This is a genomic window from Nonomuraea sp. NPDC049421, assembly GCF_040677005.1.
In the GTDB taxonomy this organism is placed as follows: domain Bacteria; phylum Actinomycetota; class Actinomycetes; order Streptosporangiales; family Streptosporangiaceae; genus Nonomuraea; species Nonomuraea salmonea.
This window is the reverse complement of sequence record NZ_JBFAQA010000014.1, coordinates 189,049-206,049: the sequence shown is the minus strand read 5'-3', so window position 1 is coordinate 206,049 and position 17,001 is coordinate 189,049. Positions and strand designations below refer to the sequence as shown.

Here is a 17,001-nt window from a genome sequence, read left to right as displayed (position 1 = left end):
CGGCTGCTGCTGGCGCTCGCCGGCGTCGGCTGCACCGCCACCGTGACGGCGGGTGGCCGGGCCCATCGTGTTCATCGCGCTGGCCGCCCCGCAGATCGGCCGCCTCCTGGCCGGTACGGCGGGCGTCGCCCTGGCGCCGGCCGCGCTGTCGGGCGCGGTCCTCCTGCTCGCCGCCGACCTCGCCGCCCAGCTCCTGCTCGCCCCGGTCGCGCTGCCCGTGGGGGTGGTGACCACGGTGATCGGCGGCTGCTACCTGATCGGATTGCTCGGCAAGCGAGCCGCCCGCACCACCGTTCCCTCTGCGGGCCGCTGACCGGGTCCTTAAGTCTCCGGCACAGCAGAGTGCCCGTCCCCGGGCCGCTGAGCCGGGGGCGGGCACGTTCATGGGTGTGGCTCGGACCGGTCGTCCAGCCGTGGCACGGGTCGCTTCGCCTCCGCTCCGTGCTCGGGCCGGGAGCCTGTCAACGGCCTCGCTGCTCGCCTTCTTCCTCTTCCTCTTCCTCTTCCTCGTATTCGCCCTCTTCGGGCTCTTCGCCTTCTTCCGCTTCCTCCTCTTCGGGCTCCTCGCCCTCCTCCGCTTCCTCCTCTTCAGGCTCTTCGCCTTCTTCCGCTTCCTCCTCTTCGGATTCCTCGCCCTCCTCGGGCTCTTCGCCTTCTTCCTCCTCCTCGTTCTCCTCCGGTTCCTCTTCGGACTCCTCTTCCTCCTCCTCGGCGGCGCGTTCCTCCTCCATCGCCGTCTCGTGGTCCTTGACCACCTCGCCGTCGCGGATCTCGCCGCGCCAGCCCTCGCCGACGTCCTCCGGATGCAGCAGCAGGTGCGACATGACGTGGCGGCGGAAGTGCTTGAGCTCCAGCCGTACGCGACGGCCCTGCGCCCGCCACAGGTTGCCGGTCCGCTCGAACAGGCCCTGCGGGTGGTACTCCAGCACCACCAGCACCCGGGTGAGGTCGTCGCTCAGCTCATGGAACGTCACCGCGCCGTCCACATGGCCCTTCGGCCCCTCCGAGCGCCAGATGACGCGCTGGTCGGGGAGCTGCTCGATGATCTGCGAGGTCCAGCTCCTGTGCGACCAGAAGACCTGCGCCTTCCAGGTGAGCTTCTCGTCGGAGTCCTGCTTGACCGTCTCCACTTTCTTCATGAAGGTCGGGAAGTCCTGGAACTGCGTCCACTGGTCGTACACCAGGCGGCGCGGCGCACCCACGTCGATCGTCTCGACGATGTTGGTGACCTTCTCGAAGCCGCCTTTACCGCCTTTACCGCCTCCGGTGATCTTCTGCATGATGCTCTGCAGGCCGCCCTTGAAACCGCCCTTCAACACGCCGCCCAGTACGCTGCCGCCGCCTCCCGAGTCGCCGGAATCGCCTGAGCCACCCGAGCCACCCGAGCCGCCCGAGCCGGTCAGCGCGCCTACCAGGCCCTTGCCGCCGCCGTGCTCCGCGTAGTCGGTCAGGCGGCCGGTGAGGCCCTCCACCTTGTCGCCCGCCGCCGAGACCACGCGTCCGATCGCGGCGTGCATGAGGTTGCGTGCCTCGCCGGCGAGCCGGTCGGTCGGCAGGGCGGCGAGGAACTCCTTGCCGACCCCCTTGACCGCGCCCGCCGCCGTGCCCGCGACTCCCTTGGCGGCACCCGCGGCTCCTTTGGCCACACCCGTCACCCCCTTGGCGGCACCGGTGACGCCTCCAGCTCCCTTGGCAGCATCGGTGACTCCTTCGGCTGCTCCACCGGCTCCCTTGGTGACCCCCTCGGTCGCTTCACCCGCTGCCTTAGCGGCGCCGGTGACACCTCCGGCCCCCTTCGTGGCGCCCGAAGCGGCGCTCGTGGCGGTGCCTGCCGTCCGCTTCGCGGCGCCGGTGGCCGTGCCTGTGGCGCGTTTCGCCGCGCCGGTCGCCTTCGAGCCCGCGCCTGGCGCTGTACCCGTGGCCTGGCCGGTGGTGTCCTTCGCGGCGCCGGTGCCCCGTTTCGCCGCGCCGGCGGCCTTGCCGAGGCTGCTGGCTGCTCGTTTGCCCGCGCCCGCGGCCTTGCCCGCCGTAGGTGTCACCCGCCGGACGGTGGGGCGGGCCGCGCTCGTGCGCCGTCTCGCGTTTTCCTCAGCCACCTGTGCTCACCTCCGCATGGAGGTCCGCCGGATGGCACGGGACTGCCGCCGTGCTCGCTCCGGTCCGGCGGGCTCCCGCTCGGCCTCGTTCTGGTTGCCGTCCCCACTCTCGGCCCCACTCTCGGCCCCGTTCTGCGCCCCGTTCTGCGCCTCGTTCTGCGCCTCGTTCTGCGCCTCGTGCGTGGCCCCGTTCTGGGGGGAGCCGTCGGCGGAGGCGGTGTCGCCCGTCGCCTCGGAGGGTTCCTCCGAGCCCTCGGCGTCCCCCGGCGACCTGAGGGATTCTGCGCGCTCGTGCAGCTTGTCGCTCAGCGAGTCGATCTGCCTGCTGGTCGCGGCCTTACCCGCCTCCAGCAGGCCGCCACGGAGCTGCTCGGTCAACTTGCCCAGGTCGGCCGACGAGCCCAGAGTCTTGAGCCCTTGGGACAGCAGCCCGCCGCCGTTCCCGGACGCCTTCCCGGCCAGCCCGGCCGCCACGAGGACCGCCGCCGTGCGCAACTTGCGCCGTCGCCCGAGGTAGTACCCGGCGAGCAGGGCACAAGCGATTCGCATCTTGTTCGCCATGATCAAGTTTTCCTTCCCCGAGGCCGCGTCTGTGCAGGCGAGGGACATCGCCCGCCGCCTGCCCTCAAAGGGGACAAAGAACCTGATATCAGGCGAAACTTGAGCACATTTTGCAGATGGCGACCGGGGTGGCCGCGGGTCAGCCGGGCTTGCCCGCCGTGATCGACACCAGCGCCCTGCCCTTCTTCACGGAGACCAGGCTCACCTCCACGGTCGGCCGCTTGCGGAACCCGAAGCTCGAAGTGCCGCCCTTGCCCAGCGTCGCCTGCGCGCCGCCGCCGTGCGGATACTCCACCAGGTACGTGATGGAGCTCTTGCCGACGTCCAGGATGTGGAACTGGCGGTAGTAGAACTTCTTCGCGTTGAGGCGGATGGTGACCGGCCTCGACACCCGCAGCAGGCAGTCGCCGTCGAAGCAGTCCCTCACCCGGCTGGTGGCCTTGCGCTTCTTCGTGGGGGAGGGGGACGGCGAGGGTGTGGGGCTCACGCTCGGGGTGGTGGACGCCTCAGGAGTGGAGGCCGGGGGAGCGGAGGTCGGGGCGGTGGCGGCCGGCGTGCCGGCGGGAGCGGCCGCGGTGGGCGGCTCCTCCGCCGACCCGCACCCCGCCACCACACCCACCAGCACGCACCCCGCCAGTACGTGACGCACCCGCCCATACCAGGCCGGTAGGAAAGGGGCGACGAACGACATGGGCACAGGTGCCGTGGACGGGCTGAGCGGGGGCGGGGCGGGGAGCGGGGAGGGCGGGGGGTGGGGTGGGGCCATGGTGGCATCGTCTCCTCTCCGTACGCGTCTCGTCACGCTAACCACCCCGCCCCGGGAGGGGTCCCCGGCTCTACCCGTCCAGGTGGAGACGGGGCCAGGCGGCCGTGTCGCGGAGGAGCTGCCGGTCGTGGGTGGCCAGGACGACGGCGGCGCCCGTACCGGCGAGTGCCTGGGTCAGTTCCTCCACCAGAGCCATGGACAGGTGATTGGTGGGCTCGTCGAGCAGCACCACGTGAGGCCGCCCGGCCAGCAGGATCGCCAGGTCGAGACGCCGCTGCTGCCCGACCGACAGCTCGGTGACCGGCCGGTGCGCCGCCTCGGCGGGCAGCAGCCCGAGCCGTCCGAGCCCGACCATGTCGGCCTCGGCGAGGCGTCCTGAGGTGACCAAGCGGCCGACCGCGGCCTCGTACACCTCGAAAGCCCGCAGCCGGGACGGCGGCGGCGACTCCTGGCCGAGCAGCCCGACCCGCACGCCCCGCCCGCGCTGCACGGTCCCCGAGCCGGGGACCAGCTCCCCGGCGAGCAGGCGCATGAGGGTGGATTTGCCGGAGCCGTTCGGCCCGGTGACCACCAGGCGGTCGCGGGCCCGCAGCAGCAGGGACTGCGGCGTGGTGAGCCGGGGATCGAGCGTCACGCCGGCGGTTCGCAGCAGCGCGACGCCGGGCGGGGCATCGAGGTGCGGCATCGAGAAGCGCAGCGGCGGCACCGGTACGTCGAGCACCTGCGCCTCCAGCGCCTCCCGCCGCCGGTGCACGGCGCGGACCAGGGCGGGGGCCCGCGTGGCGCGGGTGTGCTTGCCGGTGCCCTTGTCCGGACGCCAGCCGGTGACCAGCCGGTTCTGTGCCTCGGACAGGTCCTGCGCGAGCCGCCGGCGTTCGAGCTGCTGGTCACGGTACGCCGTCTCCCACCGCTCGCGTTCCGCCCCGCGGCCCTCGCGGTAACCGGCATACCCGCCGCCATAGGTGCGCGGCCGCCCGTCGCTGGTCGGGTCGAGGTCGAGCACGGTGGTCACCACGTCAGACAGCAGCGCCCGGTCGTGGCTGACCAGCACCAGCCCGCCCGGATGGGCCCGCAGCGCGGCGGTCAGATGGTCGAGCCCGGCGGCGTCGAGGTGGTTGGTGGGCTCGTCGAGCAGCAGCAGGTCGTGCCCGGCGCCGAGCAGGCAGGCCAGCCGGATCCGGTAACGCTGCCCGACGGACAGCCCGGCGAGCGGCCTGGCCCGGTCGCTCACGGCGTTCAGCGCGGCGAGCGCGACGTCGACGCGCCGGTCGGCGTCCCACGCGCCGAGCGACTCGGCGGCCTCGAGAGCCGTGGCGTACGCCTGGTCGGCGCCCGGCCGCTCCTCGGCGAGCGCGAGCGTGGCCGACTCGAAGGCCAGCAGCGCCGCGCGTACCTGGGCGAGCTCGGCGTCGATGAGATCGCCGACGGTACGGTCGTCGCCGACCGGCATCTCCTGGTCGGCCACCCCAATGGTGCCGACGCGGTGCACGCTGCCCGCGTCGGGCGCCAGCGTGCCCGCGAGCACCTGCAGCAGCGTGGTCTTGCCACGGCCGTTCTCGCCGACCACGCCGAGCCGGTCACCGGCTGAGACGGTCACGTCCACGCCGGACAGGACGGGCCGGCCACCACGGGCGAGGTGCAGGCCGGTGGCGTTGAGCTGCGCCCGCGCACGGGCGGGCAGCACGATGTCGATGGACATACTTCCTCCGGGAAGCAGGCCCCGGCGCGGCACACGGCGGCGGCGCGGGGACCTGAAAGGTGAGAGCTGACGCGGAAACGCTCAAGCCGCGCCCGTGGCGGGCGGGGCGAGCCGCGTCGTCCTCAGAGGAAGTACAAATGCATGCCGGACACTTTACCCGATGTCGTCGGGCGGACGGCGTTCAGGAGAGAGTCGGTCACCGGCCGATGGCCGCCGTCCAGGTTCCGCGCCGGAGCGTGATCTCCCCCTCGGGGCTGATCGTCGCGGTGGCGCCTCGGATCGGCAGCCCGCCGGCTCTCAGCCAGTGCTCGCGCACCTGGTCGAGCAGGTCGTACAGGCGGCGCGGACCGCCCTGGTGGACGGTCACCTCGCCGTCGCGTTCCTCGGCGCGGGCCCACGACCCGTCGCCGTGGGCCATGAGCGCGATCCGGTCGGCACCGGCGTCGCCGGTGAAGAACCGGTGCTCGATGCCGGGCGCGGTGAGGTCCAGCATGGTCGCGACGTCCCACCCGTTGACCACGTCCATCACCGGGTACGGGCTGCCCTCGACCTGCTCGCCGTCCTCGACGCGGGCACGTTCGAGCACCGACCGGTCCCGCGCCGGGTAGTCCACACCGGCCCGGCTGCGCATGAACGCGGCCCGGTCGTGCCCGACCCGGCCGACGGCGCCGCCGTCCGGCTGCTTGTCGGCCGTGACGATCAGGCTCGTCCCGGCGATCGTGGTCACCAGCCTGCCGTCCGGCGTCAGCGCGGCCAGCCACGACGCCGGGATCGGCCGGACGGCCACCGTGGCGACGATCCGGTCCCCCTCCCAGTCGATCGGACCGGTGGCGTCGGCGGTCAGCAGCCGAGGTCGGAAGCCGTGCTCGTGCAGCCGCTCTTCGGCGGCCGCCGTCAGGTAGGGGTCCACGTCGATCGCCGTGACGCGGATGTCGCCGAGCCGGTGACACAGCAGGGCGGTGCCGTAACCGGTGCCGGTGCCGACGTCCAGCACGGTCGACGAGTCGTCGAGGCAAGCGTGCCGGAACATCTGCACGAGCAGCCCGGGCAGCGTGGACGACGACGTCGCCGACCCCTGCAGGACGGCGCCGGGGCCGGCGTGGTCGGCGTGCACGTCACCGACCCGGCTGACCAGCGTCCAATCACGATAGGCGGCGCGATGCCACGCCCCGGGATCGTCGGCACCGACGCGCAGCCGCCACCCCTCGGGCGTCCTGGCCCACCAGCGAGGCACGAACGGATGACGCGGAGTGCCCCCCACCGCACCCCGCCACGGCGACCTCGGCGGCGCCACCTCAGCGGCAAGCCGGCCCGCGAACTCCCTCCAGCCCATGAGGCAGTATCCCTCCTCCCTCCAGGCCGAGAACGGGGGGCATCGTGGCGACTCCTCACTGAGAGTAATTGTTCATTCTCACTATGGAGTCGCCGGACGCTTGTGGGAATACCTTCACCCGATCCGGGTCGCGTCCGAGCGGGTGCGGCGGGAGGTTATCGCGTACGCGATGCTGACGACGATGAAGAACGGGATGCCTGCCCACCATGCCGGGCGCAGGGGCTCGATGAACAGGGTGGAGATGATCACTGCGGCCAGGAACAGCATCACCACGCCCGACGTGACCGGGGCGCCCCACAAACGGACCGGGGAGGGGGGCAGGCCCTGGGCGGTGCGGGTGCGGCGGAAGGCGTGGTGGGTGGCGAGGATGAGGAGCCAGACCACGAGGGCGCCGAAGACCGAGACGCCGAACAACGCCAGGTAGGCGCCGCTTTCGCTGGCCGCCGACACGCCTGCCGCGAGCGCCAGGCCGAGTGCCGACAGGGCGAGGGCGTTGCGGGGGACGCCGGCGGCGCTCAGGCGGCCGGTCCAGCGTGGGGCGTAGCCGTTGGCGGCCAGGGAGTGCATCATGCGGGTGGTCAGGTAGAGGTTCGTGTTGGCACTGGACAGGGCGGCGGTCAGCACGACGAAGTTCATCACCGTCGCCGCCGCGGGGACGCCGGCGGCGGAGAAGACGGTGACGAACGGGCTCTCGGTGACCGAGCCGCCCTGGGCCGTCGTGGTCCACGGCACCACGGTGAGCACGATCGCGATGGCGACCACGTAGAACAGGGCGAGCCGGGTGATCATGCGGCGGGCGGCGCGGGGGATGTCGCGTACCGGGTTCTCCGACTCGGCGGCGGTGACCGAGACGACCTCCGTGCCGATGTAGCTGAACAGGACGAACACCATGGCGAGGAACAGGCCGCTCATCCCGTTGGGCAGGAAGCCGTCGTGGGCGGTGAGGTTCGTCAGGCCGGTGGCGTCGGCGCTGGGCAGGCCGACCGTCACCAGCACCAGGCCGAGCAGGATGAACACGATGATCGCGACTACCTTGATCATCGCGAACCAGTACTCGATCTCGCCGAACAGCCGGACGGCGGCCGCGTTGACCCCCAGCACGACCACGGAGAAGACCGTGACGGGCAGCCACAGCGGCAGCGACGGCCACCAGAACTGTACGTAGATCCCGGCCGCGATGACCTCGCCGCCGATCGCGATGACCTGGATCGTCCAGTACGTCCACCGGACCACGAACCCGGCCCACGGTCCCAGATAGCGATGCGCGATCACCCCGAACGCGCCCGCCTCAGGATGCACCACCACCATCTCGGCCAGCGACCAGCCGATCACCAGGGCGACGCCGGCGCAGATGACGTACGCGACGATCGTCGCCGGGCCCGCCTGCGAGATCGCCAGGCTGGAGCCGAGGAAGAGCCCGGTGCCGATGGCCCCGCCCAGCCCGATCATGGTGAGCTGGCGCCCGGTCAGCCGGCGTTGCAGGCCGGATGCGTTCTCGTCCACGGCGTACCTCTCGACGAAGGGGGTGGTCAGCTCCTGCGGCAGGAGCTGATGGCTGCGACGGCCGCGTCCACGTCGGAGCGGTCGTTGTAGTAGTGGAAGGAGAGCCGCAGCAGGTCGCCGCGGGGCGCCGTCCAGATGCGCCGCTCGGCCAGCGCGGCGGCCAGCCGGTCGGGGGCGTCGTCGGCGATGGCCACCTGCGGGCCGCGCGCACCGGCGGGCGAGGCCACCTTCACGCCCTCCGCCGCCAGCCGCTCGGCCAGCTCGTCCACCAGCTCGGACACGTGCAGCCGCACGTCGTGCAGGTCGATCCGCTCGATGAGGTCGAAGCCGGCGTTGGCCGCGTAGGCGGACGGGATGGGCGGCGTGCCGGTCTCGAAGCGGCGGGCGTCGCCGGGGAAGTCGAGCAGGCGGGGGTCGAACGCGAACGGCTGCGTACGGCCGAACCAGCCGGTCAGCTCGGGCGCGCGCTGCTGCTCCAGCCCGCCGCGCACGTACAGGAAGGCGATGCCGGGCAGGCCGAGCAGGTATTTGAGCGAGCCGGACACCAGGTAGTCGCAGCCGAGCCGGCGCACGTCGATCGGGGTGACGCCGGCGCCCTGGTAGGCGTCCACGAAGACCCGGGCGCCCTGCTCGTGCGCGAGCCGTACGACGTCCTCGACCGGCAGGCGGGCGCCGTTGCGGTAGGTGTGCAGCGGCACCGACACCAGGCCCGCGCTCTCGTCGATCAGCTCCTCGTACGCCTCCGCCGCCACCTGCTCACCGCTGTCGGCCACCACCCTGACCTGGGCGCCGCGCTGCTGCTGGGCCAGCCAGACGTGCGCGATCGACGGGAACTCCAGGTCGGTCGTGACGATGCCGGGCCGCCGCGCCCAGTCGAGTGAGGAGGCGGCCTGGAAGGCGGCCTCCGACGCGCACGACAGCACGGCCACCTCGCCGGGCTCCGCGCCGATCAGCCGGGCGAACCGCTCCCTGGCCCGCTCGACCTGCCCCATCCACGTCCCCCAGGGGGCGCCCTCCTCGCGCAGCGAGTGGCCGATCTCCTGCAGCGCGTACGCCAGCCGCGACGACAGCGCGCCCTGGCTGCAGCTCGCGAGGTGCACGGAGCCGTCCAGGGACGGGAACTCGGCGCGGAACTGGGCGGGGTTCAAGAGGTGCGACATTTCGGGCACCCTATCCAGGGAGTTTTAACCAGGTCAATACCGATTTAATGGGATTGAAGGCATATAGGATCGCCGGGTGATCGGTGCCAGGATCCGGCAGCTCCGTACGGAACGCGGGCTGACCCTCGCCCAGCTCGCCGCCGCCACCGGCGTCTCCAGCGGGCTCATCAGCCAGGTCGAGCGCGACCTCGCCGACCCCAGCCTGGAGACGCTCAGGAAGATCGCGAAGGTGCTGGACCTGCCGCTGTTCAGCCTGTTCCAGGAGCCGGACGGCGAGGCCGTGGCCGTGGTCAGGCGCGACGGGCGGATGGTGGTGAAATCGCCCGCCGGGGGGATCTCCTACACCCGCGTCTCACCCGGTCACGGGCGGCTGGAGGTGCTGGAGGGCCACCTGCTGCCCGGCGGCTCGTCGGCCGCCGAGCCGTGGACGCACCCGTCGGAGGAGTGCGTGCTGGTGCTGCGCGGACGGCTCGTGGTGGAGGTCGCCGGGGCCGAGCACCTGCTGGAGGCGGGGGACAGCTGCTACTTCGACTCCGCGCTGCCGCACCGCTACCTCAACCCGGGCGGCGAACCCGCCGACTTCCTGATCGCCGCCACCCCGCCGAGCTACTGAACCGCGCGCTCACCCGAGCGGCCGTCACTCCCCGGCCATGGCGTAGAGCGCGGCGTCGGCGATGACGGACACCGCGCGCCGCACCGGCTCGGCGGCCCAACCGCCCTCGCAGACCTCCTTGAAGCGCCGGTCGTCGTAGCCGGGGAAGAACGTGCGGGTGTAGCGGTCGGCGTGCAGGATCGCGACGAGCGTCCCCGTACGGGCGTCGGGCTCCGCCCCGGCCAGCACGGCGGTCACCCGGGCCCTGATCTCGGCCCGCCCGCCGGGCCGCGCCTCCGGCCACCGCCTGACCGGGATGAGACCGAGCGCCTTGCCGCGCGTCTCGGCCAGCACCCCGCCGGTCACCAGCCGGGCCAGCAGCCGCCGGCGTAAGCCGTGCCGTTGCAGCAGCTGGATGCACGAGACGGGCCGCCTGCCGCGGGTGCCCATCAGGGCGAGCGCGGCGTCCAGCTCGTCCTCGCCGAGACCGGCGGGGTCGCGGACGGACAGCTTCCTGCCCGACAGCTCCATCCGGCCGCGCACGACCAGCTCGGCCAGCACGGCGGCGGCGATCGCGGGATCCAGCCAGGTCGTGGTGACGGCCGGGCGGCCTTCCTTGTCGTAGGCGAGTAGGAGCAGCTCTTCCGCGATGGTCACTCGACCTTCACCCTCTCGCGCGCGCCATGGTGCTCTCGGCGTGGTCCACCTCGGACGTGGTCGCGCGGCCAGCCGGGGAAGATCCGTCGATCAAGCCGGGTGCCTTCGAGCGTCCAGCGAAACGGCTACGTGGTCAAGAGGGTTTCCCCCAGAGTGAGGCGGCCAGGCGGGTGGGGCAGCGGACGGCCGGTGACGGCGGTCAGGCCGTCGAAGGCCAGCTCCAGGTAGCGCCGCCAGGCCTGCGGGTCGGCGTCGAGCAGCGGCGCCGCGGTGTGCTGGATGCCGCTCAGCATGAGGGCGACGTCGGTGCCGGTCACGTCGGGACGTACGGCGCCCCGCTCCCTGGCACGCGCGGTGAGCCGCTCGGCGGCCTCGCAGAGCCGGTGGATCGCGTCGCGCACCTCCTGGCTCTGCAGCGAGGGACGGCCGATGACGTCGCAGAACGCCCGGTCCCTGACGAACGCCTCGACCCCGGCGGTCATGAACGCGCGCAGCGCCCGCACCGGGTCGTCGTCGGCGAGCAGCCCTGTGGCGGTGCCGATCAGCTCGTCGAGCAGGTCGAGCATGATCGCCGCCAGCAGGTCCTCCTTGGTGGGGAAGTGCCGGAAGACCGTGCCCTTGCCCACCCCGGCGCGCTGCGCGATCTCACCGATGGACACCTCGACGCCGCGCTCGGCGAACGTCCTGGCCGCGACGTCGAGCAGCAGCTTCCTGTTGCGCACCGCGTCGCTGCGGGTCGAAGGGGGCTTCGCGCTCATGCCGGCCAGTCTACCGGCCAAGGTGACCGGGCGGTCCGTTTAGCTGCTACGGTGAAGCTGACCAACCGGTCCGTTTCGCAACAGCGGGCCGGTGAGCTGCGGAAAGGACGCACATGAACCACGATCTCGCGGGCAAGGTCGCCCTCGTCACCGGCGCGTCGTCGGGCATCGGCGCGGCCACCGCCCTGGCGCTGTCGGCCGGCGGAGCCCGCGTCGCGGCCGGAGCCAGGCGCGCGGACCGCCTCAAGGCCCTGGCGGACCAGGCGCGGGGCGAGCTGCTCCCGCTCGACCTGGACGTCACCGGCCAGGAGTCGGTACGCGCGGCCGTGGCCGCGACCGTCGGCCACTTCGGCAGGCTCGACGTGCTGGTGAACAACGCCGGCGTCATGCTCAGCGGCCCCATCGAGGGCGCCGACACCTCCGAGTGGGTGCGCATGGTCGAGACCAACCTGCTCGGCTCCATGTACGCCGTGCACGCCGCCCTGCCCCACCTCCTGGCGAGCAAGGGCACGGTCGTGCAGGTCTCCTCCACCTCGGGCCGCATCGCCTCGGCCGGCGGCGGCGTCTACGCGGCCACCAAGTTCGGCGTCAACGCGTTCGCCGAGTCCCTGCGGCAGGAGGTCACCACCAGGGGTGTCCGCGTGGTCGTCGTCGAGCCCGGCTTCGTCGCCACCGAGCTGATCGGCCACATCACCGACCCGGCGCGGCGGGCCGTCGCGCGCGAGATGGGCGAGGCCATGCGCACCCTCCAGCCGGAGGACATCGCCGCGGCCGTCGTGTACGCGGTCGGGCAGCCGCCGCACGTCGCGGTCAACGAGCTGCTCATCCGCCCCACCGACCAGATCCCCTAGAGCGGGCTGATCGACCAGCGTGATCTGCGCGGGCCCCGCCGCCAGCACGCCGTGCAGCAGCTCCTCGAACCTGGCCGCCCGCACGTCGGCGCCCACCACGCCGAGGAACCGCCCGTGTCGAGGCAGTTCATGGGCCGCGAGCTGCCCGAGGTGGCGGACGTGGACACCCGGATCGGGCTCATCCACGACCGGATCATGCCCGCGTTCGCCAGGCAGGAGCCGCGGGCGGCCGGAGCCGCCCGCGGCCCGTCATGTCACTGGACGTTGATCCGGTCCACCTCCACGGTGATGCCCCTGACCTGCGGGGTCGAGGTGGCCGTGGTGACGGTCCCGGCGCCCCTGCTGACGCCCTTGACCTTCATCGTGTACGACAGCGTCCCGCCGGGCACGGCCGGGGTGCTGGTGACCACGAGGTCCTCGGCCGGCGGTCCGGCGATCTGGCTGCCGGCGGTGCCCTCCGCGTTCTCGGCCCCGACGGTCAGGCCGTACTCGGCGGGCGGCGCGCCGGGCAGGTTGGCCGGGTCGTAGGCGTAGCTGATGTCCTCGGTGCCGTTGATCCCGATCCACTGCTGGAACACCTTCAGCTCGTTCGTCCCGTAGAGGTTGACCCGCCACTCGACGACCAGCCAGCGGTTCGTCCCGTCGGTCAGGACCGTGGCGAGGATGCCGGGCGCGCCGGCGCCGTTCAGGTCGGTCCAGTACGGGGCGAGCACGTTGTTCGGCCGCGCCGGGTCGGGCAGCGTCTGCGGGATGAAGGAGATGTCGGCCGAGGTGGCCCCGCCGGCCACGCTGTAGCCGTTGGACGTCACGCCGAGCACGGTGTGGGTGCTCCCGGCGAAGGTGAACGGCGCAGGTGAGGTGAAGTTCACCGCCTGCTCGTCACCGAGCGGGAACGGGGTGACGCCGAACAGGTCGAGCGGCAGATACCCGGCCGGCCCCGCACCTGGCGCGATCACGGGTTTCGGCGGCTGGGTCGCGGCCAGCGTCTTCTTCGTGGTCGCGATCTGCGTGCCGACCTTGGTCGCCCCCGTGACGGAGGCGAGGCGCAGCCAGGAGTCGAGCGTGCTGAGCGCGGACACCTCGGCGTCCTGGTAGGTGCCGTTGTGCACGGTGACCGTGCAGGTGGACTCGCCGGTGTTCCTGGCGATCGTGTCGGGCGTACAGGTCTGGTCGACCGGGATCGCGCCCTCCTGCCGGTAGAAGGCGACCGGCAGGTGCAGTTGCCGGGAGCCGCCGACCTGCTTGAGGTTCACCTGCCCGAAGTACTGCCCGTCGGGCAGGCCGGGCGCGGTGATGACGATGCTCAGCTTGGCCGTCTTGCCCGGCTTGACGGAGAACAGCGGCGGCAGCACGGTGACGGCGGCGCCGCTGACGGTCTTGCCGGACGCGGTGAAGGTGAGCGTCTTGCCGGTGACGTTCTTCACCGTGCGCTTGGCGGTGATGACGCCCGGCATGGTCGGGGCGTTCACCGACGGCAGGTTGAGGTCGATGCGGTTGAGCGGGTCGGCGGCCGACGCGACGAAGCCGTCCGCGCTCTCGTCCAGCGTCAGGCCGGGGTCGCCGGCCTTGGTCAGGTCGATGCGCCCGCCGCCCATGTCGAACGGGTCGGCCGGCGTCGTACGGTCCTGCTTGGTGACCGACGTCTTGGCCGTCGTCTCCAGCGCGGACTTGACCTGGCCAGGCGTCCAGTCGGGATGCAGCGCGAACAGCAGCGCCGCCGCCCCCGCCACGTGCGGCGACGACATCGAGGTGCCCGAGATGACCTGGAAGAGGTTGCCCGGCGGGCCTTCGAGCGGCGACTCGGGCGTGGGCGTCATGCCCGCCATGATGTGCAGGCCCGGCGCGGTGACGTCCGGCTTGAGGAAGTCGCCGCCGGGGCCGCGCGAGGAGAAGTGCGTGATCGCGTCGCCCTGCCACGTGCTCTTGGCGCCCTGCCCGAACGAGGCCGTGGCGCCGGGGTTGGCGGCGAGGAAGCTCAGCAGCGTGTCGGACTCCGGCTTGTCGAGGTGCGCCGACGGCAGCCAGTGGGCGTCGGTGAAGACGTCGAACGGGAAGCTGTTGTAGAGGATCATCCCGGCCGCGCCGCCCTGCCGCACGTTGAAGCCCTTCAGCACCCGGTTCGGGCCGCGCTCACAGGCGACGATCTTGCCGGTGAACAGCCCGGCGGGCGCGGGCACGTCGCACAGCGGCCGCGAGTACGGCGGCGCGGAGGCGAGCACCACGGGCAGCGGCGAGGAGATGCCCGCCGTGATGGACGCGCCCTTGACCGTCACCGGGGTGGGCCCGCCGTGCAGCTTGATCGTGGTCTGGAACGTCCTGGTCTGCGTGGAGGCGGCCACCGTGGTCGTCCACGGGCCGAGGTGGTCGGTGGTGTCCGCGCCGGGGCCCGAGTTGCCGGCCGACGCCGAGACCAGCACGCCCGCCGCGTACGCGTCGAGGAAGGCCAGCTCGACGGGGTCGCTGTACGGGTCGTCGCCGCCGGAGATCGAGAAGTTGATCACCCGGACGCCGTCCAGGATGGCCCGCGCCACCGCCGCCGCCGAGTCGGACGGGAAGCAGCCCTCCAGGCCGCACACCTTGTAGACCGACACGGCCGCGCCGGGCGCGATGCCCTGGATCGGGCCGCGGCTGATGCCGAGCGGGTTGGCGTCGGCGACCGGGCCGCCGGCCGAGGTGCCGGCGGTGTGGGTGCCGTGGCCGTTGGAGTCGCGGGCGCTGTCGGGATAGACCTCGCCGCCGAACACCGCGTTGTACGTCTCCAGGAACGGCTGCCCGCCGATCAGCTTGTTGGTGCAGGTGAACGGGTCGTTCGCCGGGGTCGTCGGGTTGTCGCCGAAGGTGCACGCCCGTGGCGTGCCGTCCTTGGTCGGCGGGGGAGCGGGCAGGCCGGGCCGATTCGCGAACGACGGGTGCTCGGGCCAGGCGCCGCTGTCGAGCACGCCCACGATCACGCCCTTGCCCGCCGTGCCGCTGCCGCCGCCCAGCTTGTTGTAGATCGTCGGGGCACCGATGAAGGCGGGGCTGGAGTCGGTCAGGAGCTGCTCGGGCTTGTCCTCCTGGACGGCGACCGCGCCGGGCAGCTTGAGCACCTCGTCGGCCTTGTCGCCGGGGATGCGCAGCGCGATGCCGCCGTACACGGTCCGCAGCGGCTGGCCGGCGACGGCTCCAGGGACCTTCGACCTCAGCTCGGCGAGGAAGGTGTTCTCGACCTCCTCGATGTGCTCGCCGTACTTCCTCGCGTCCGCGCTGCGCGTGTCGAGCGCGCGGCCGGTGACGGACGGGCTGGTGCCGGCGAGTCCCGGCAGGCCGCCCTGGTAGGCGGCGAGTGAGTCGTAGTCGAGCTTCACGACGACGTTGACCGGGGTGGGGGAGGTGGCGCGCAGCAGCGCGGGGTCGCTCTTGGCGAGCTTGCCCGTCGGTGACTTGGCGCCGTCCACCACCGCGGAGGGGGTGAGCGGGATGGCCGTCCACTTCTTGTCCGGCGGGTCGGGGGCGGCCGCGGCGCCCGGCAGCGGGGCGGCGGCCAGGACCAGGCTCAGACCGGCGGCGACGGTGACCAGCCGGCGTAAACGGGATAAGAGCGCACTGGATGACACGGAAGGACCTCCTCGTCGAGGGCTGCGCGGGCTCGCCGCGCGCCCGGGAGGCCGTCAGGTCACCCCGTCCGCGGGCGCGCGAGGGGAGAGCCATGACCCTCCCCGGCGGGTGACGAGCGGGAACGGCGCCGTAAAAGAGCGTGGTTCCGAACCGGAGTGTAAACAGCGGGGTTTGACCGGGGACCCGCGTGACTTGACAGAATCCCGCCGGTAATCCGGCACACGTTGCGATCGACATCGCCCGTTTTCCCAGGTCGTGTCCGGATCCGGACACGCGGACTGTGACGACCACCACTGACCCCTGGCACAGGGAAACCGCCCTTGAGCGGCGTGATCATCCCCTATGCTCCCAAGCCATGACTTCTCCGTCGTATACCGCTCACTCTGCGGATACTCATATTCCGGACTTAACGTCCGCGGCTCCCGAGCAGGAGACCGAGGAAAAGGTCGGCGTCCTCGACCTGCTGGAAAAGGTCGGCTCCGTCGTCGTCCCGCTCGGCGTCACCCTGTACGCGCTGCTCTACATGGGCTACCAGGGCATGTACGGCATCTTCGGCATCACCCCCGAGCAGGCCGGCATCGACCAGTCCGTGCTGCTCGGCCGGCTGCTGGGCACGATCCTGCCGCTGCTCATCCTGGGCGCGATCGTCACCGGCCTGCTCATCAGCGTCGCCTGGCTGCTGAACGTCGTCACCCGCGGCCTGGCCGGCCGCGCCGTGCAGGGCATGCGGAAGCAGCCGTGGATCGTCGCGGTGCTCGCCGCCGCCTGGGCCGGCGCGTCGTACCTGGGCTTCATGTACTTCATGACCGCCCTGGACGCGGCCGACCCCACCGCCTCCATCTCGGTCGAGGCCGGTGACGTGCTCATCGCGGGCGGGCTCGGCGTGCTGGCGTACGTGGTGCCGTTCCGGCTGCTGCGCCGCAAGCCGGTCGGCAGGGCGGGGCTGAAGGTGCTGGTGGGCGCGCTCACCGGGATCGGACTCGGCTACATCCTCATGATCCAGATGATCTACGGCGCGATCAACGTGCTGGAGAAGGGCGAGTCGACCGCGCTGCTGGACGCCGTCGGCTTCCAGACGCAGTGGGCCAAGCTCCAGGACAGCAGCGGCAAGCCCCTCTACGACAGCCGCTGGATGATGATCCTCGGCGAGCACGAGGGCGGCTACGCCGTCTACGACTGCGACAGGGCGCTGACCTTCCGCAAGTTCTCCGAGAGCACGATCCTCACCGAGGTGCAGATGTTCTCGCCCGACCGGGAGAAGGGCTTTACCTGCGGCAGCCTCGCGGAGTAGCGGCCCGGCAGGGGGTGCGGGACCCGTCCGCCGCGACGGCGGGCGGGCACGCCACGGGAGGGTTTGGAGACCGCCATCCGCGCCCCGGAAAGCGGTCAGATTACGACAAGCATTCCCCTATCGGGACAAAGCGGTAG

At 72.1% G+C, this 17,001-nt stretch carries 14 protein-coding genes; 4 read left to right on the top strand and 10 right to left on the bottom strand.

The annotated features are described in order from the left end of the window. Window positions 1-52 precede the first annotated feature (52 nt). Window positions 53-313 (top strand): iron chelate uptake ABC transporter family permease subunit, encoded by a 261-nt coding sequence (locus AB0K18_RS24760; protein WP_364918193.1) that lies wholly within the window; start codon window positions 53-55, stop codon window positions 311-313. A 148-nt stretch (window positions 314-461) separates the two neighbouring features. On the opposite strand, the gene AB0K18_RS24755 is transcribed toward AB0K18_RS24760, so the two are convergent. The 7 genes from AB0K18_RS24755 to AB0K18_RS24725 all read right to left on the bottom strand — a co-directional run bounded on the left by AB0K18_RS24755 (window position 462) and on the right by AB0K18_RS24725 (window position 9,118). Beyond that, window positions 462-2,096, bottom strand: a complete 1,635-nt coding sequence (locus AB0K18_RS24755) for an SRPBCC family protein (RefSeq protein ID WP_364918191.1) — start codon at window positions 2,094-2,096, stop codon at window positions 462-464. A gap of 6 nt (window positions 2,097-2,102) precedes the next feature. Next, entirely contained in the window at window positions 2,103-2,645 is a 543-nt protein-coding gene (locus tag AB0K18_RS24750; protein ID WP_364918188.1) for a hypothetical protein, read from the bottom strand. Between the two features lie 151 nt (window positions 2,646-2,796). Continuing rightward, window positions 2,797-3,306, bottom strand: a complete 510-nt coding sequence (locus AB0K18_RS24745) for a hypothetical protein (RefSeq protein WP_364918185.1) — start codon at window positions 3,304-3,306, stop codon at window positions 2,797-2,799. A gap of 187 nt (window positions 3,307-3,493) precedes the next feature. Continuing rightward, window positions 3,494-5,122 (bottom strand): ABC-F family ATP-binding cassette domain-containing protein, encoded by a 1,629-nt coding sequence (locus AB0K18_RS24740; protein WP_364918182.1) that lies wholly within the window; start codon window positions 5,120-5,122, stop codon window positions 3,494-3,496. Window positions 5,123-5,318: 196 nt separating this feature from the next. Continuing rightward, window positions 5,319-6,356 carry a methyltransferase domain-containing protein gene (locus AB0K18_RS24735; RefSeq protein WP_364918180.1) on the bottom strand — a complete coding sequence of 346 codons (1,038 nt, stop codon included), beginning with the start codon at window positions 6,354-6,356 and terminating at the stop codon, window positions 5,319-5,321. Between the two features lie 213 nt (window positions 6,357-6,569). Beyond that, window positions 6,570-7,958: an amino acid permease gene (locus AB0K18_RS24730; protein ID WP_364918178.1), complete on the bottom strand. Its 1,389-nt coding sequence runs from the start codon at window positions 7,956-7,958 to the stop codon at window positions 6,570-6,572. 26 nt (window positions 7,959-7,984) lie between these two features. Then, window positions 7,985-9,118: an aminotransferase class V-fold PLP-dependent enzyme gene (locus AB0K18_RS24725; protein ID WP_364918175.1), complete on the bottom strand. Its 1,134-nt coding sequence runs from the start codon at window positions 9,116-9,118 to the stop codon at window positions 7,985-7,987. A gap of 76 nt (window positions 9,119-9,194) precedes the next feature. Here AB0K18_RS24725 and AB0K18_RS24720 point away from each other — a divergent pair, with 76 nt between their 5' ends. Beyond that, window positions 9,195-9,731: an XRE family transcriptional regulator gene (locus tag AB0K18_RS24720; protein WP_364918173.1), complete on the top strand. Its 537-nt coding sequence runs from the start codon at window positions 9,195-9,197 to the stop codon at window positions 9,729-9,731. 24 nt (window positions 9,732-9,755) lie between these two features. Here AB0K18_RS24720 and AB0K18_RS24715 read toward each other — a convergent pair whose 3' ends face one another. Further along, window positions 9,756-10,367: a GPP34 family phosphoprotein gene (locus AB0K18_RS24715; RefSeq protein ID WP_364918170.1), complete on the bottom strand. Its 612-nt coding sequence runs from the start codon at window positions 10,365-10,367 to the stop codon at window positions 9,756-9,758. Between the two features lie 125 nt (window positions 10,368-10,492). Further along, window positions 10,493-11,125, bottom strand: coding sequence for a helix-turn-helix domain-containing protein (locus AB0K18_RS24710; RefSeq protein WP_364918168.1), 633 nt, complete (start codon window positions 11,123-11,125; stop codon window positions 10,493-10,495). Window positions 11,126-11,238: 113 nt separating this feature from the next. Here AB0K18_RS24710 and AB0K18_RS24705 point away from each other — a divergent pair, with 113 nt between their 5' ends. Then, entirely contained in the window at window positions 11,239-11,976 is a 738-nt protein-coding gene (locus tag AB0K18_RS24705) for an SDR family NAD(P)-dependent oxidoreductase (protein WP_364918166.1), read from the top strand. 254 nt (window positions 11,977-12,230) lie between these two features. On the opposite strand, the gene AB0K18_RS24700 is transcribed toward AB0K18_RS24705, so the two are convergent. Continuing rightward, window positions 12,231-15,572, bottom strand: coding sequence for a S8 family serine peptidase (locus tag AB0K18_RS24700; protein ID WP_364918163.1), 3,342 nt, complete (start codon window positions 15,570-15,572; stop codon window positions 12,231-12,233). A 356-nt stretch (window positions 15,573-15,928) separates the two neighbouring features. On the opposite strand from AB0K18_RS24700, the gene AB0K18_RS24695 reads away from it, so the two are divergent. Further along, window positions 15,929-16,864, top strand: coding sequence for a hypothetical protein (locus tag AB0K18_RS24695; protein WP_364918161.1), 936 nt, complete (start codon window positions 15,929-15,931; stop codon window positions 16,862-16,864). Window positions 16,865-17,001: the final 137 nt, after the last annotated feature.